The following is a 14,815-nucleotide window of genomic DNA, read 5'->3' on the forward strand; positions in this document are numbered from 1 at the left end:
GATGTATGAAATTAACCGTATTAGGCGGGGGCGGCGTGCGCTCTGCATTTCTGGCAAAGTCGCTGGCTTATAACGCGCACCGCATTGGTTTAACGGAAGTAGTATTTCAGGATAGCTCAGCGGAGAATTTATCGCTATTTGGTGAAATCGCCCGCTATGTATTTAATACCATTCGACCGGATATTCATTTTACTACCACCAGCGATCCGGTCGCCGCGCTGCAGGGTACCCATTACGTGATTACCACGCTGCGCGTCGGCGGTGATGAGAGCCGCATCCGCGACGAGCGAATCGCGCTGGAGCATAACACGCTGGGTCAGGAGACCACCGGCGCGGGCGGTTTTGCCATGGCGATGCGCTCGATCCCGGCGATCCTGCGCTACTGCCGTCTGATCGAGGAGCACGCCGACAAAGACGCGATCCTGTTTAACTTTACTAATCCGTCCGGGCTGGTCACCGAAGCGATTATCAAATCCGGTTTCAAACGCCGGGTGTACGGGATTTGCGATGCGCCGTCGGAACTCATCCGCGAGCTGCCGGAGATCCTCGGCTGCGACCCGCACGACCTGAGCGTGGAATGCTACGGTTTAAACCACTTTTCCTGGTTTACGCACTTCACCGTGCGCGGGGAAGAGGTTACCGCGCAGCTGGTCGCTAACCCGGATTTATACCGCAAAACGGCGATGCAGTACTTCTCGCCGGAGCTGGTCAAACTGTGCGATAACCAGTTGCTTAACGAGTATCTCTATTACTACTACTATCGCGAAGTGGCGCTACGGGCGATTCAACAGGCGCCGGAGACCCGCGGCGAGCAGATTGCCCGTATCAACCACGATATGCGTCAGGAGCTCAGCGGCGTGGATGTTAAAGCGGATCCGCAGGCGGCCTTTACCATCTGGATGAAGCACTACCTACGCCGCGAAAACAGCTATATGCAAAACGAGTCGCAGCAGGAAAAATTCCATACCCGCGAGCCGTTAACGCTGCGGCAGTTTATCGAAGAGCCGGATACCGGCGGCTACGCCGGGGTGGCGCTGGATATTCTGGAGGCGGTCAACAGCATCACCACCAAACGCATCGTGGTGTCGCTACAAAATAACGGCACGCTCGATTTTTTACGCCCCGACGATGTGATTGAAATCAGCTGCGATCTGAGCAAAGAGGGTCTTAAGCCGGTGACGCCGGTTAACGTGCCGACGGCGCAGAAAAATATGATTGCCAGCGTGAAGGAGTATGAGCGGCTGGCGGTGGCGGCAATTCTGCAGCAGGACAAATCGCTGGCGCTGCAGGCGTTGATGGCTCATCCGCTGGTCGGTTCATATTCGCTGGCGAAGAAGCTGGTTGAGGCCTATCTCGACGATGAACAGTTCGCCGGGTGGCGGTAACGAGTCGCCCCCGCTCGATTGAGTAGATACTGTTATCGGTTTGCAACCTTTTAGCTTGAGAAAAGCGTTTATCTCGTTTCGCTCCAGAGGATATTGCGCTCCCGGTTAATTTTTCTGCAATATGCTTTCCGTGGCGCAGGGAGCGCACAAAGGGCGGCCAGTCGCCGCCGCCCTCTGTACTCCCGGGCTCTGGCCGCCAAAATCGCCGCTACGCGGTCCCCTCGCCTTATCCCGGCAGGCTTCGGGTCGGGCCGAGGCAGCGTCCTTGCAAATCACGGCCCTCAGCCCGCATCCATGCGGGCTGCCCCGGCCTTCCGGGAACGTCTCAGCGATTTTGAGGCCACCAGCACTGGCAGTTTCAGCCAGCGTGGTGAAGACATTAAAGGCAGATCGCACGGACTGTAGGCCGGGTAAGGCGAAGCCGCCACCCGGCGCAAAAGCGGCTCCTTATCCGCGGATATTGCCCGGCGGCGCTACGCTTAGCGGAGCGGGGCTACCTTTGCTATGTACGCTGGTAAACCACATTTTTAACAGCCGCTCAAAGCCCAATATGCAGTAGCCAAAAAACGGGTTGCTCCAGTAAATATCATCGTCGAACTTCTGCGGGTCGTGAATAATAAACGCCGTATTCGCGGCCTGCGCCAGCGGGCTTTGATAATCGCCGGTAAAGCAGACAAGGTTTATCTCTTTGCCTTCCAGCGCCTTGACCCAATTTAATGCCGAACTGCTGCGTCCGGATTTAGAAATGATCCAGATGGAATCAAAGCGGGCAGCGTTTTTTTGCTCAAGGATTTCGTAATCGGGCCACAGCGCCAGGCTGGCGTTCACACCGGTAACGAGAAACTTATTATAAATATACTGGGCGATCAGCTGCGAAAAACCGCTGCCGTGGATCAAAATACGCTGCTGCTCAAGGCCTGCCAGCAGCGGCGTCAGCGCTTCTGCCGGCTGAATGCTCATATAATCAATATCGTTGGTGACATCGAGCTTTGGCATGGTGATATTGAACTTGATGAAATAGACCAGCTCCAGCCAGCCGCTGAACTTAAGCTTCTTCGCCAGCCGCACCAGCGAAGAAGGATTACTGTAGCAGCGCTCCGCGACGGTGCGGATCCCTTCGCGGATACATAGCTGCGGGTCATTTTGAATAAAACGCAGCACGGTCATTTCGGTTTTACTCAACTTCACGTCACGAAAGATATTTTCTAAGTCCATTACGGGCTCCTCTCAGCGGCAGATTACGCTACCACCGGAGAGCAAATCGGTCTGTGGGATGGCTCTCAACGTCACTGCCGGTATTCACTGCACAGCAGCCATCTTGCAGGTTCATCTTCCTCAATGGAGGGAAAGCGCCCGCCCGCCTCGAGAAAACGATTATCCGTATGGTCGTCATTAACCATTGAAATTTCCCAACCCATCACTATCCCTTTTTCGGCCCAGAAGCGATGATAGAGCCCCACCGGTAGACAGACGCTCTGCCCCGGATGCAGCACCAGCGTCTCAGCGGGTTTCAGCGTACGCTGGCAGCCATCGATCATCACGCTAACATGGCGCTGTTGGTCTAACTGTTCGTCCTGTGTCGCCCAGGCCAGTTGCATGCAGAGGTCGCCGCCGCCGCGGTTAATGATGTCCTCCATTTTGTGGTAATGGAAATGCCAGGGGGTTTGCTGATCTTGCTGAATCTGCAACATTTTTTCCGCGTAGGGTTTGGTATAACGCGGGTCGGATAAAGAACCGTTGCGTAACGTCAACAGCGTAAGGCCCGTTTCGCGAAAGCAACCGCTGGCGAAATCCGTCACATCCCATCCAAGCTGTAGATCCTGGACTTCATGCCAACCTTCATGCCGTTTTTGTGGCCAGCTTGACGCCGTAAAGTGGGCAAATTCCGGCAGGCTGATACGAAAAGTTTCGGCCATCGCCAGCGCTTTATCTATCGCATAGTTAATCTGGGAACGTTTCATGGTTTAACTCCGCTTCGCACGGCAAGCCAGGCGGCGCCGCGCATACCGCTATTGTCGCCATGCCGCGCAGAAATGATAGGGGTAGAAAAATGGTCGGTGAAGACGAGCGGTGCGACCGCCGATGGTAAATCCGCTACCAGCTGCGGCGCGTTGGATAAACCGCCGCCCAACACAATCACGCCGGGGTCGATGATATTGACAATAGTCGCCAGCGTCCGCGCCAGCTGTTGACGAAAGCGGTGGACCTGATGGCAAGCGGCGGATTCTCCCGCCTGCGCGCGGGCGAGAATCTGCTCGCTCGACACACACTCTCCGCTGAGCAGTCGATAGCGTTCACGTAGCCCCGTTGCGGAAATAAAAGACTCCACACAGTTAAATCTGCCGCAATAACAACGTGTCGGCGGCCCATCCTCCTCAGGAGAATAGCCGGGCAAGGCGATATGCCCGCACTCTGCGGCAATACCTGAGGCGCCGACGAAAGGCTGCCGCTCCAGGGCAATACCACCTCCGCAGCCGGTCCCTAACGTCATGCCGAAAACCGATGAAAACCCTTCTCCGGCGCCATCGCATGCTTCTGATAAGGCGAAACAATTGCCATCGTTGGCTAACACCACCGGCTGACCGAGCGCCTGTTCAAGCGCATCCTGTAAACGATAGCCGTTAATCACCTGAATGTTGGCGTTACGAATGACGCCATGCTGTGGCGAAACGCTACCCGGCAACGCGATGCCAATAGCCATCGGCGTTCCCGTCCGCGCGCGAATATCGGCAACGAAATCCACGATGCACGACATAAATGCCTGACGGTTTTCTTTCCGTGTTGCGCAGCGGTAACGGCCCTGCTCCCGTCCCTGCTCATCCATCACGACGGCGGCGATTTTCGTCCCACCGACATCCAGTCCGAGGTAATTCATCTTTGCCTCCTGCCGATTGGAAGGCGGGCGTACCCGCCTTCCGACTGGGTCAATACAAGCTTGCTTTGCCGGTGGAACCAAACAACTTCATTTTGTGGCGAATAACTTCACGTGCGGCATTAATCGGTTCCGGATAAATCACATTCGGATCCCACCAGCTCTCTTTACTCAAAATTTCACGTACTTTCAGGAAGTAAGCGTGTTTCATATCGCTGGAGATATTGATTTTCCCGACTCCGAGCGTGACAGACTCGGCAATTTCCGCATCCGGATTGGCGGAGCCGCCGTGCAGTACCAGCGGGATCGACACTCGTCCGGCAATATCGCGCAGGATGTGCATCTGCAGTTCAGGTTGCATCCCTTTTGGATAGATGCCGTGCGCGGTACCAATCGCCACCGCCAGGGTATCGACGCCGGTACGAGTGACAAAATCCTGCGCCTGCGCCGGGTCGGTATAAGTCACTTTCGACACTCCGCCCTCTACCGACGTTCCCGTCTGGCCGATGGTCCCCAGTTCACCTTCGACAGAGACGCCAACCGCATGCGCCAGCCTGACCACTTCCCGCGTTAGAGCGACGTTTTCTTCATAGGGCAGCAGCGACCCATCGATCATCACCGAGGTAAAACCGCACTGGATCGCACGCAGCACATGCTCCACCGAGGCGCCATGATCGAGATGTAATGTAAACGGCACCCGGCTACGCTGGGTGATATCCCGCACGTAGCTAAAAAAGGAATCGCCGACAAAGTCGTGCTCGCTGGGGTGAATTGAAATGATGGCGGGAGTATTTGTCGCTTCCGCCTCTTCCACGACGGCGCGAATAAAGCAGCTGTCCGCAACGTTAAATGCACCGATGGCAAAGCCGTGTTCACGAGTCGGTTTAAGTATTTCTTGCATGGAAACTAACATGGTCTTCTCCAGTTTCAGGGTGTAGTTCGCCCTGCCAGGGCGAATATGCGCTGGCATAAAGGGCGTGACTGATAAGTGAATCAGGCGCGGTTTATCGCGCCGGATGCTTGTAAGTAAGGGACGATAGCTTCAGCGCTGGCGTGTTCCATCACCGCCATGGCATCGGCCAGTTCAATAGAGCTGTCATGGCAAAGGGTATGGAGTAGTGCGGCTTTACCTGCTTCAAACACCGCCGCGCCGACATTAATCTTCGCCACGCCAAATGCCGGGCAGCAGGCAAGCTGATCAAATGGCGTGCCGCTGCCGCCGTGCAGGGCCAGGGGCACCGAAGAGGCTCGCTGCACCTGCGCCAGACGGTCAAAGTCCAGCGCGGGCGTGACCCCAGGCGCATACATGCCGTGGGCCGTGCCGACGGAGACCGCCAGTAAGTCGATACCGGTTTGCTCGATAAACGGGGCGACGTCCTCAGGTTGCGTCATCAGGTCGGCGTTCGTCGCAGAGTCATAGCGCGGAGCATCAGCCAGATGCCCCAATTCCCCTTCAACACACAGCCCGATGCTGGCAGCCAGAGTGGTGACCTCTCGGGTCTGGCGGATATTTTCCGCAAGTGGAAATGCAGAAGCATCAATCATCAACCCGCTGAATCCAGCGCGAAAAGCCTGGCGGATCTTCACCGGTTCTTTCCCATGATCGAGACTCAAGGTCACGGGAACGCTGGCCTCTTCGGCAAGGGTCCTGGCCACCGCCATCGCTGTCGCTGGCGGAAAATGCGCCAGATGGCCCTGATAGAGATTGAGAATAATCGGCGCGCGGTATTTTTCCGCCACGCGTACCGCGGCGCGGGCGCTCTCCAGATTCATACAGTTAATCGCCAGCAGGGCATACTGTTCACGCCAGGCTTTCTCAACCATCTGCTTCATATCGGCAAACATAGGGCCTCCGTTTACTCAAGGGTAAAGGTGATTTCATCATCGGCGACTTTTTGGTCGCTCAGTTCATCAAACTCTTCATCACGCTCCGTGACCGGTTTTTTCCATAGCGACAACATCACGCCGCAGATAACCGTCCCAATCGCCAGCGCCAGACAAAACAGCAGTGGATGGGTGAATAGCGGCACCACAAACATACCGCCATGTGGCACCGGGCTTTCCACACCCCATGTCATAATCAAGCCGCCTGCCACCGCTGAAGCCACGACGCAGGATCCCACCACCCGCAGCAGATCGCGGGCCGCGATAGGGATCACCCCTTCGGTGATCATGCAAATACCCATCGGGAAGGCGGCCTTTAACGCTTCACTTTCAGCACGGGTATATTTATGGCGGGTCAGCAGGAAGGACAACGTAATACCGAACGGCGGGATCATGGAGCCGACAAACTTGACCGCCTCCGGACCATAGACCCCGCTCACCAGCAAGCCATCGGCGAATAACGACATGGTTTTATTCACCGGCCCGCCAAAATCAAAGGTGGCCATCGCGCCAAGAATGGCCCCCAACAGGAATCGTGAACCACCCTGCATCGACTCCAACAGATGAATCAAGGCCTCCTGCAGCCAGGCAATCGGCTTGCCTATCAGGGTCATCATCAACAGACCGCTGATAATGGTGCTTAATACCGGCAGCACCATAATGGGCATCAGCCCTTGTATCGATTTTGGCAACCGCACGTAATGCTTTAACAGCAGCACCGTATAGCCCACCAGGAAACCGCCCAGCATTCCGCCGATGAAACCGGTGTGGATTTGCCCGCAGACAAACCCAACAATCAGTCCAGGGGCAAAACCAGGTCTGTCGGCAATGGAATAGGCAATCGCCGCACAGATGAGCGGGACGATGAGCCCCATCCCCCAGCCGCCGATTTGATTCAACATCCATGGAATAGTGCCGACTTTCTCGGCGACATTGGTACCGCCCAGAACCTGACCGAGGGCAATGCAGATCCCGGCGGCAACAATCAGCGGTATCATCCATGAAATACCCGTTAACAAATGCTTTTTAATTTCCTGCGAGACAGGTGGTTTATTCTCACTCATGGTAGATCCCTCCAGAATAAGGATCAGGCATTAGCTAAGGATTTCTCGACCTTTTCGATAAACTGAATCGGTGACTTAATAACGACCTCCGTTTTCACGCGGACAATTCGTTTGTTTTTAAAACGCTCTTCGCCTTTAATTTTCACATCAACGGCAAGAATAACGACATCGGCGGCAGCGATATCTTCGGTTGTCAGTTCATTCTCAGTACCTATTGTTCCCTGAGTTTCAACTTTGACATTATGGCCCAGCGCTTTCGCGCCTTTCATTAACTTCTCACGTGCGATATAAGTATGAGCAATACCTGCCGTACAGGCGGCAACACAGACAATATTCATCTCAGACTCCACTAGTTATTGTTAGTAAACGTCCGATTCAGCATATTGACTAAAGAGATCAATAATCTTCTGCGGACTGGTTTCTTCGAGCAATTGCGCAATAATGTCATCATCGGCCAACGCTCCAGCGACCTGGGAGAGTAAGCGGATATGGGTGGTATTTTGATCTTCCAGACGGACGGCAAATAAAATAATGCAACGAACCTGGCTTCCATCGAGCGTTTCCCAGGCAATATCCTGACGAGTACGGCCAATGGCGAGCGTAGTATTCAGCACCGCGGATGATTTTCCATGAGGAATAGCGATGTGGTTTTCAAATCCGGTCGAACCTTCCGACTCACGCTGCCAAACGTCCTGAATAAACGTTTCGCGACAGCTTATGGCCCCATCTTTCTGCAGCAGGTCGGTTAATTCTTCAATAACTTCCGCTTTAGTCGTGGCCTTCATATCCAGCAATACACGCTTAGTATTTAAAATCCGGCTGATGTCCATATTATTTACCTCATGGATATAAAATTTCATTGCTGGCAGTTGACGTTGCAGCATGGTGTAATTTCTCGGTGATAACTTTTTCTGTTACCCGCTTAATATCGGCATCGTTAAAAAAAGCCGTGACATAGACTACCGGTAACGCAATCTCCGGCAGATGAATGGTTGAAATGACCAATTCAATATCATCCTGTCGCTGTAGCGTATGTAGACTACCCGCAGGCAGTACGCCGACGATGGTCCAGTCAGGAAAGGCCCTGAGGACCCGGCTTTTCAACAGATGCGAGGTACCAATCCCGGTCGAACACACCAGCAGTACCCGCTTTCTGGCCACCTGCCTCTCCATCGCGGCCTGGAAATGCACGGTTAAATAACCCACTTCATCTTCCGAAACCGCGTTCTCGCCCCAGGCGGCAAATACCTGATTCACCACCCGCAGAGTTAATGGCCACACCTCTGTTAATTCGCCCTTGATATCTTCCAGCAGCGGATTACGGATATAGATACGATAATTCAGCCGGTTGAGCAGCGGCTTGATATGAATGAGCAACCCTTCATATAACGCGGTGTCATGCGTCAGATCGATATCAACCACCGAGGAAAACAGGGCGATCAGCCGGGAGGTGATTTGCCGGGCCTCATCGCTGGAGCGTATATTGCGCAGCATGCTGACATCATCACGCTCTTCCACCAGCATGCCGGACGAAATAATGTATTGATAAATAAACCAGCTTTCGTCCTCTGGTAAAGGGTGGGCAATGCGGGCCTCAATTTTTTGCAGCATATTCTGCGCGATACGAAAGATGGACTCATCAAATAATGGATGTCCCTGCTCCCGGCGCGGTAGTGCATTGCCGCGGGTGATGCGATACATCATAATCAGGATATGGGTGAAGATATTGACGTAATACGGCTCGCCCAGCGACCAACTTAATTTTCGTTCCATATCCTGAAGAAGCGACTGCACAAAGATGACATCTTCTTCACCGAAATAATGCACCAGGGCTTTATAGCTACCGCTATCCAGACGGGAGTGAATAATATTTCCTGGTTCATTATGGTTAATAACACCATTAATTAATAAGGCCATAGCCTGGCGAACATGTGATTCACTCCCCTCAATATGAGTGCCGCTCTGGCTACGAATGAGCATCAGACCTAGTGGCCTAATCCATGATTCGATCACTTTTAAATCATTCACAATTGAGGCGCTGCTAATAAAATAACGTTCAGACAATTTACTGATCGATGTTTCGCGCGGCGTTTCACTTAATAACTGAGAAGCAATTTTCACACGCCGGGAATTATTCATCATGGCATCTGTATCATCGCTTTCGCTACTGAGCAACTGGTCTAATTGCAACAGATCGGCGACGTTATCAGCCAATAGCATGACGCCCGCGCCGGCACGTTTATCAATACTGATTTTCCAGTCAGAGAGCCATTGTTCAAGAAAACGTAAGTCACGCTGAACTGTTTTTTCTGAAACATTTAAGTATTCAGCCATTTTTAATAACGTAACGTATTCTCGTTTAGGCAAGAGAAATTTTAATAATCTGTTCTGTCGCGAGGTAACCATTTGCATTATTTACCCTTATTGCATAGCAGATTAATGCCAATAAGATATCGCTATACGACGCGATCTCTATGAAAATCATTGAGGATAAATATAGGGAGGCGGGGAGTAAACAACAATACTAAATCGTGTCCGGATATCCGGACAGAAATAAGACAAGACAGAGAAAGGACCGATATTTATAAGTCAGATCACATTTCAGTCATTAATATACGTGATAACGATCTCAAATTCGCAGAAAGAAAAACTCCCGCGATATGCTGCGGGAGTTGTTATTTACAGCGTAATCGTCAGCACATTGCCCTGGGCGCTCACCACCACGCCCAGTTCGCTGCCCGCCTGCGTCCCGCCCTCCACGCCCGCTATCTGCGGGATATTGCGCAGACACAGCGTCCAGCCGCGGGCTTCGCCTTCGCCGCTCACGGTGATGGTGTTACCCTGGCGCTTCGCCTTCAGAGTGAAGATCGCGGAACCGTCGGCCGCCGGAACCTGACAGACCGTTTCATTGCCATCGCCCAGCTGGAACAGCTGGAAGGCGGTGCCTTCATGCCAGGCATAATCGGGTTTCTGGTCGTTGTTGCCCAGCGCCAGCAGGGTGTTGTCACGAACGTAGACCGGCAGGCTCAGTGCATCGTGACGCTGCTTATGCCAGCGGCTACCCGGCAATTCATCGTTATGCCACAGGTGCGTCCAGCGCCCCTCCGGCAGATAAAACTGCACCTCGCCCGCTTCGGAGAACACCGGCGCCACCAGGACCGAATCGCCGAGCATATACTGACGGTCGAGATAGTCGCAGGCCGGATCGTCCGGGAATTCGAGCATCATCGCACGCAACATCGGAGTGCCGAACTCGTTGGCCAGCGCCGCCTGGCGATAGAGATACGGCATCATGCGGCATTTCAGCTGCGTGAAGTGGCGCACCACGTCACAGGACTCTTCGTCGTAGGCCCACGGCACACGATAGGATTTGCTGCCGTGCAGGCGGCTGTGGCTGGAGAGCAGGCCAAAGGCGCACCAGCGCTTATAAACGTGGGCCGGCGCGGTGTTTTCGAAACCGCCGATATCGTGGCTCCAGAAACCGAAGCCGGACATGCCGATCGACAGCCCGCCGCGCAGGCTTTCCGCCATCGATTCGTAGTTGGCGTAGCAGTCGCCGCCCCAGTGCACCGGGAACTGCTGCGCGCCCACCGAGGCGGAACGGGCGAACAGCACCGCCTCCTGCTCGCCGACGGTCTCTTTCAGCACCTTCCACACCAGCTCGTTATAGATGAATGCGTAGTGGTTGTGCATTTTCTGCGGATCGGAACCGTCAAACCACTGCACGTCGGTCGGGATACGCTCGCCGAAGTCGGTCTTGAAGCAATCGACCCCCATCGCTACCAGACCTTTTAACTTGCTGGCGTACCACTGGCAGGCTTCCGGGTTGGTGAAGTCATAAATCGCCAGCCCCGGCTGCCACTTATCCCACTGCCACAGCGAACCGTCCGGGCGCTTAAGCAGATAGCCCTTCTCTTTCAGCTCCTTGAACACCGGCGAGCGCTGGCCGATGTACGGGTTGATCCACACGCAGACCTTCAGCCCTTTCGCCTTCAGGCGCTTGATCATCCCTTCCGGGTCCGGGAAAGTTAGCGGATCCCATTCAAAATCGCACCACTGGAAGGCCTTCATCCAGAAGCAGTCGAAGTGGAAGACGTGCAGCGGCAGATGGCGCTCGGCCATGCCGTCGATAAAGCTATTTACCGTCGCTTCGTCATAGTTGGTAGTGAACGAGGTCGTCAGCCACAGACCGAACGACCATGCCGGCGGCAGCGCCGGGCGGCCGGTGAACTGCGTATAGCGGTTAAGCACCGCTTTCGGCGTCGGGCCGTCGATCACGAAGTACTCGAGATATTCGCCTTCAACGCTGAACTGGACTTTAGAGACTTTCTCCGAGCCCACCTCGAAGGAGACGCGCTGCGGGTGATTCACCAGCACGCCGTAGCCGCGGTTGGTCAGATAGAACGGAATGTTTTTGTAGGATTGCTCGGTGCTGGTGCCGCCGTCTTCGTTCCAGGTTTCTACCGTCTGGCCGTTGCGCACCAGCGCGGTAAAGCGCTCGCCGAGGCCGTAGACGGTTTCGCCGACGCCGAGGTCGAGGCGCTCAAACATGTAGTTGCGCTGGGTCTTACTATCCTGCACGTAGCCGTTGTTTTTCAGTTGGCTACCGGTGATACGCACACCGTCGCGCAGAAAATCCAGCGCCCAAAATTCACCTTTAGTCACCCGCACGCTGAGGCTGCCGCTTTTCAGCTCGGCGAACTCGGCCGTATTTTCTATTTCGACATGGACGTCTTTCTGCACGTTCAGCGGATAGTGCGGGCCGTTATCCAGCGCGCCCTGGAAGTGCTCCATGCGCACGCCGATTATCCCTTCCTGAGGCGAGAAAAAGCGCAGGGTGAACAATGGCGTATCCAGCTGCCAGGCGCGTTCGCGGACATCGCGCGGTGCGGCATAGACCACCATTTCATTCCCCTGCCGCTCCACCTCGTAAACCTGTACGGGTTGGATCAGGCTGAGCCCTGGTTGAATGAGCCAGTTTCCATCACTGATTTTCATTAAAACGTCCTCTTAGTTTTGCCATTCTTTTTCGATCGGGGCTGCCGTGAATTCTTGTTCGTTGCGACGCGCGCCCTCGGCCAGCTCGGCCATCATTTTTTTCAGGAACGGCGTTTTCAGCGTGTAGTAGCGTTTGGCGATTACCGCGCTCAGCAGGTAGCACATCGCCGGAACGAGGGTGAACAAGGCGATAATGATGGTGAGGGTGGCGCTGTTCTGGGTTTTAGCGGCGGCGTCATAGCCGCCGCCGGCCAGCATCCAGCCGATCAGCGCGCCGCCCAGCGCCAGCCCCAACTTAAGCACAAACAGGGTGCCGGCGAAGCTGATGCCGGTCAGGCGTTTGCCGTTGCACCATTCGCCGTAGTCGACGGTGTCGGACATCATCACCCACTGGATTGGCGTCACTAGCTGGTGCAGTACGCCAATGATGAAGATAAAGACGAACATGGTGATTTCGGCGTCCATCGGTACGAAGAACATCGCCACGCTGAGCACCGCCAGGAGGGCGTTGGTCCACCAGAAGACGCTGACTTTACATTTCCAGTCGGTCAGCGGCTTCGCCAGCGCCGAGCCAATCAGGTTGCCGACGCAGTAGGTGGTGAGGAAGACGGTGAACAACGCCGCCGAGCCCATGATCCAGGTGGTGTAGTACATCATCGCGCCACCGCGAACGCAGACCGCGAGGATATTGAGGATGGTGAGCACGCCGACCACCCGCCACTGGTCATTACGCCAGATATCGCGCAGGTCTTCACGCATCGAGGTACTGCTCGGCGGCGCTTCGACACGCTCTTTGGTGGTGAAAAAACAGAAGGCCAGCATCAGGAAGGCGACCACCGAGAGCACCGCAATGCCGCCCAGGAAGCCGAGCGCTTTATTTTCGCCGCCGATAAAGTTGACCAGCGGCATCATCAGCACGGTGGAGAGCATGCCCCCCGCCGTCGCCAGCACGAAGCGCCAGGACTGCAGCGAGATGCGCTGCGTCGGGTTGTCGGTGATCACGCCGCCGAGCGCGCAGTAGGGGATATTCACTACGGTGTAGAGCAGGGTCAGCAGCGTGTAGGTCACGGCGGCGTAGATCAGCTTGCCGTTGTGGCTTAAATCCGGCGAGCTGTAAGCCAGCACGCAGACGAGGCCGAACGGGATAGCGCCGAAGAGGATCCACGGGCGGAACTTACCCCAACGGCTGCGGGTACGGTCGGCAAGCAGGCCCATGCACGGGTCGGAAATCGCATCCAGCGCCCGCGCCAGCAGGAACATGGTGCCGACAAAGCCGGCGGGGATACCGAAAATATCGGTGTAGAAAAACATCATGTATAACATGACGTTATCAAAAATGATGTGGCTGGCGGCGTCACCCATACCGTAGCCAATTTTCTCTTTGACGGACAGAATATGATCTTTCATTTGCGCACTATTCCCTTAGCGGCACCGCGGATTGGTACCGGTTACGGTTTTTTTAAACCTTTGGCGCAGTAAGATGAATTGCGATATCTCGTTATCAAATTACGTTTCTTGTTTTCTGTGATCGCGGTAGCCCGAAAGAGTGTGAAAAAGTGTAACCCATGGATTTTGAACGGATTTGTCTCAGACTGTTCTGCAAAGTCCAGTTTTAACAGTAAAAAAGTGCGTTTAGGTATGTGGTAAATGCCTGAAAGTAGCTATAATGCGCCCGCCTCCATGTAGCAATCGAGGCGCGGAAGATCGTCATCTCCGGTGAGGTGGCTGGACTTCAAATCCAGTTGGGGTCGCCAGCGGTCCCGGGCAGGTTCAACTCCTGTGATCTTCCGCCAAAGTTTCTCATCCTCTATCGGCCATTCGGCATGTATCCAATATCTTACAGTTAGCCTATCCTATTGAATTCTCTTTTTATTCTAACTTTATATCTTATAAAAATATGGATTCTAAAATGAGTTTAATGCTATCGATCACAATGGTGATAGTGACTTTAATCAGCCCTGTTGTTGCCGTTCAAGTTCAGAAATTTATTAAAAGATATACTGATAGAAAGACGCTCAAAATAGATATTTTTAAACAATTGATGGCCACCAGGTCGCAGAACGCAAGGCTATCAAATGAACATGTCAGAGCACTTAATATGATCGATATTGCTTTTTATGGTCGGGTAAGGAAAGGTCTGACATCAATATTCACTGATGAAGGGGTTATAAAAATGGAGATTGTTGGTGTTCCCAGCCGAGTGGAGAGTTAAATTAATCGACCCCATCAAGTACTCGCAATACCTGATGAGAGCTAACCTCACCAACTATCAAGGAGTTGATTATGGCTGAGTTGCATTCTACCCCCAGATATCATCGTTAGCGGAACCGAACGTCAGCTGCTGGTTGGCTATCGGCCCAATGGCCGGGATACCAGTACACCAAGTCTTCCCCTTTCCGGCAAGTGGCTACGCGAAGCGGGATTCGATACCGGGAAGCCGGTCACGGTTAAGGGGATGGATGGCTGCATTGTATTGCTGCCTCTCAGCGATAAAGAAGAGAAGCTAACAGCCGAATTACGGCATATTCAACAATCGCTGAAAAGCGTCAACGGCACGCTGCAACATACCTGATAGCGCGAGCAAGCCCCCGGGTGGCGGCTAGCGCCTTACC

General features: G+C 54.1%; 13 protein-coding genes, 1 tRNA gene and 1 pseudogene. 4 read left to right on the plus strand and 11 right to left on the minus strand.

All coding sequences use genetic code 11. The annotated features are described in order from the left end of the window. Window positions 1-5 precede the first annotated feature (5 nt). Window positions 6-1,385, plus strand: a complete 1,380-nt coding sequence (locus ABLU86_RS12405) for a glycoside hydrolase (RefSeq protein WP_072383288.1) — start codon at window positions 6-8, stop codon at window positions 1,383-1,385. Window positions 1,386-1,832: 447 nt separating this feature from the next. Here the strand turns inward: ABLU86_RS12405 and ABLU86_RS12410 are convergent, their stop codons facing one another. The 11 genes from ABLU86_RS12410 to ABLU86_RS12460 form a co-directional block, all read right to left on the minus strand. Further along, entirely contained in the window at window positions 1,833-2,600 is a 768-nt protein-coding gene (locus ABLU86_RS12410; protein ID WP_049052860.1) for an SIS domain-containing protein, read from the minus strand. A 71-nt stretch (window positions 2,601-2,671) separates the two neighbouring features. After that, a complete protein-coding gene (locus tag ABLU86_RS12415; RefSeq protein WP_015369124.1) occupies window positions 2,672-3,346 on the minus strand; it encodes a D-lyxose/D-mannose family sugar isomerase in 675 nt (224 codons plus the stop codon). Continuing rightward, window positions 3,343-4,260 carry an ROK family protein gene (locus ABLU86_RS12420; protein WP_100279369.1) on the minus strand — a complete coding sequence of 306 codons (918 nt, stop codon included), beginning with the start codon at window positions 4,258-4,260 and terminating at the stop codon, window positions 3,343-3,345. The genes ABLU86_RS12415 and ABLU86_RS12420 overlap by 4 nt, the downstream gene beginning before the upstream one ends. A 49-nt stretch (window positions 4,261-4,309) precedes the next feature. Beyond that, window positions 4,310-5,170 (minus strand): ketose-bisphosphate aldolase, encoded by an 861-nt coding sequence (locus tag ABLU86_RS12425; protein ID WP_015369122.1) that lies wholly within the window; start codon window positions 5,168-5,170, stop codon window positions 4,310-4,312. An 80-nt stretch (window positions 5,171-5,250) separates the two neighbouring features. Next, window positions 5,251-6,102, minus strand: a complete 852-nt coding sequence (locus ABLU86_RS12430; RefSeq protein ID WP_015369121.1) for a class II fructose-bisphosphate aldolase — start codon at window positions 6,100-6,102, stop codon at window positions 5,251-5,253. An 11-nt stretch (window positions 6,103-6,113) separates the two neighbouring features. Further along, window positions 6,114-7,205, minus strand: coding sequence for a PTS fructose transporter subunit IIC (locus ABLU86_RS12435; RefSeq protein ID WP_348796291.1), 1,092 nt, complete (start codon window positions 7,203-7,205; stop codon window positions 6,114-6,116). Between the two features lie 23 nt (window positions 7,206-7,228). Then, window positions 7,229-7,543, minus strand: coding sequence for a PTS fructose transporter subunit IIB (locus ABLU86_RS12440; RefSeq protein ID WP_015369119.1), 315 nt, complete (start codon window positions 7,541-7,543; stop codon window positions 7,229-7,231). A 21-nt stretch (window positions 7,544-7,564) separates the two neighbouring features. Continuing rightward, a complete protein-coding gene (locus ABLU86_RS12445) occupies window positions 7,565-8,035 on the minus strand; it encodes a fructose PTS transporter subunit IIA (RefSeq protein ID WP_015369118.1) in 471 nt (156 codons plus the stop codon). A gap of 10 nt (window positions 8,036-8,045) precedes the next feature. Continuing rightward, window positions 8,046-9,617 (minus strand): transcription antiterminator, encoded by a 1,572-nt coding sequence (locus ABLU86_RS12450; protein WP_032715329.1) that lies wholly within the window; start codon window positions 9,615-9,617, stop codon window positions 8,046-8,048. 267 nt (window positions 9,618-9,884) lie between these two features. Continuing rightward, window positions 9,885-12,203 carry an alpha-xylosidase gene (gene yicI, locus ABLU86_RS12455; RefSeq protein ID WP_154105564.1) on the minus strand — a complete coding sequence of 773 codons (2,319 nt, stop codon included), beginning with the start codon at window positions 12,201-12,203 and terminating at the stop codon, window positions 9,885-9,887. A gap of 12 nt (window positions 12,204-12,215) precedes the next feature. Next, a complete protein-coding gene (locus ABLU86_RS12460) occupies window positions 12,216-13,610 on the minus strand; it encodes a glycoside-pentoside-hexuronide family transporter (protein ID WP_348796292.1) in 1,395 nt (464 codons plus the stop codon). A gap of 291 nt (window positions 13,611-13,901) precedes the next feature. Here ABLU86_RS12460 and ABLU86_RS12465 point away from each other — a divergent pair. The 3 genes and pseudogenes from ABLU86_RS12465 (at window position 13,902) to ABLU86_RS12475 (ending at window position 14,775) form a co-directional block, all read left to right on the plus strand. Continuing rightward, window positions 13,902-13,996, plus strand: a tRNA-Sec gene (locus ABLU86_RS12465). A gap of 116 nt (window positions 13,997-14,112) precedes the next feature. Then, window positions 14,113-14,415 (plus strand): DUF6680 family protein, encoded by a 303-nt coding sequence (locus ABLU86_RS12470; protein ID WP_046883275.1) that lies wholly within the window; start codon window positions 14,113-14,115, stop codon window positions 14,413-14,415. Between the two features lie 71 nt (window positions 14,416-14,486). Beyond that, a pseudogene (locus ABLU86_RS12475) lies at window positions 14,487-14,775 on the plus strand (SymE family type I addiction module toxin). The last annotated feature ends 40 nt before the right edge of the window (window positions 14,776-14,815 follow it).

This window comes from Klebsiella sp. JN_Kp121 (assembly GCF_040062145.1).
Lineage (GTDB): Bacteria > Pseudomonadota > Gammaproteobacteria > Enterobacterales > Enterobacteriaceae > Klebsiella > Klebsiella aerogenes.

Excerpts from the sequence above, each read along its gene's own strand:
- ABLU86_RS12405 (WP_072383288.1), top strand. The coding sequence starts at position 6 with ATGAAATTAACCGTATTAGGCGGGGGCGGCGTGCGCTCTGCATTTCTG.
- ABLU86_RS12410 (WP_049052860.1), bottom strand. The coding sequence starts at position 2,600 with ATGGACTTAGAAAATATCTTTCGTGACGTGAAGTTGAGTAAAACCGAA.
- ABLU86_RS12415 (WP_015369124.1), bottom strand. The coding sequence starts at position 3,346 with ATGAAACGTTCCCAGATTAACTATGCGATAGATAAAGCGCTGGCGATG.
- ABLU86_RS12420 (WP_100279369.1), bottom strand. The coding sequence starts at position 4,260 with ATGAATTACCTCGGACTGGATGTCGGTGGGACGAAAATCGCCGCCGTC.
- ABLU86_RS12425 (WP_015369122.1), bottom strand. The coding sequence starts at position 5,170 with ATGTTAGTTTCCATGCAAGAAATACTTAAACCGACTCGTGAACACGGC.
- ABLU86_RS12430 (WP_015369121.1), bottom strand. The coding sequence starts at position 6,102 with ATGTTTGCCGATATGAAGCAGATGGTTGAGAAAGCCTGGCGTGAACAG.
- ABLU86_RS12435 (WP_348796291.1), bottom strand. The coding sequence starts at position 7,205 with ATGAGTGAGAATAAACCACCTGTCTCGCAGGAAATTAAAAAGCATTTG.
- ABLU86_RS12440 (WP_015369119.1), bottom strand. The coding sequence starts at position 7,543 with ATGAATATTGTCTGTGTTGCCGCCTGTACGGCAGGTATTGCTCATACT.
- ABLU86_RS12445 (WP_015369118.1), bottom strand. The coding sequence starts at position 8,035 with ATGGACATCAGCCGGATTTTAAATACTAAGCGTGTATTGCTGGATATG.
- ABLU86_RS12450 (WP_032715329.1), bottom strand. The coding sequence starts at position 9,617 with ATGCAAATGGTTACCTCGCGACAGAACAGATTATTAAAATTTCTCTTG.
- yicI (WP_154105564.1), bottom strand. The coding sequence starts at position 12,203 with ATGAAAATCAGTGATGGAAACTGGCTCATTCAACCAGGGCTCAGCCTG.
- ABLU86_RS12460 (WP_348796292.1), bottom strand. The coding sequence starts at position 13,610 with ATGAAAGATCATATTCTGTCCGTCAAAGAGAAAATTGGCTACGGTATG.
- ABLU86_RS12470 (WP_046883275.1), top strand. The coding sequence starts at position 14,113 with ATGAGTTTAATGCTATCGATCACAATGGTGATAGTGACTTTAATCAGC.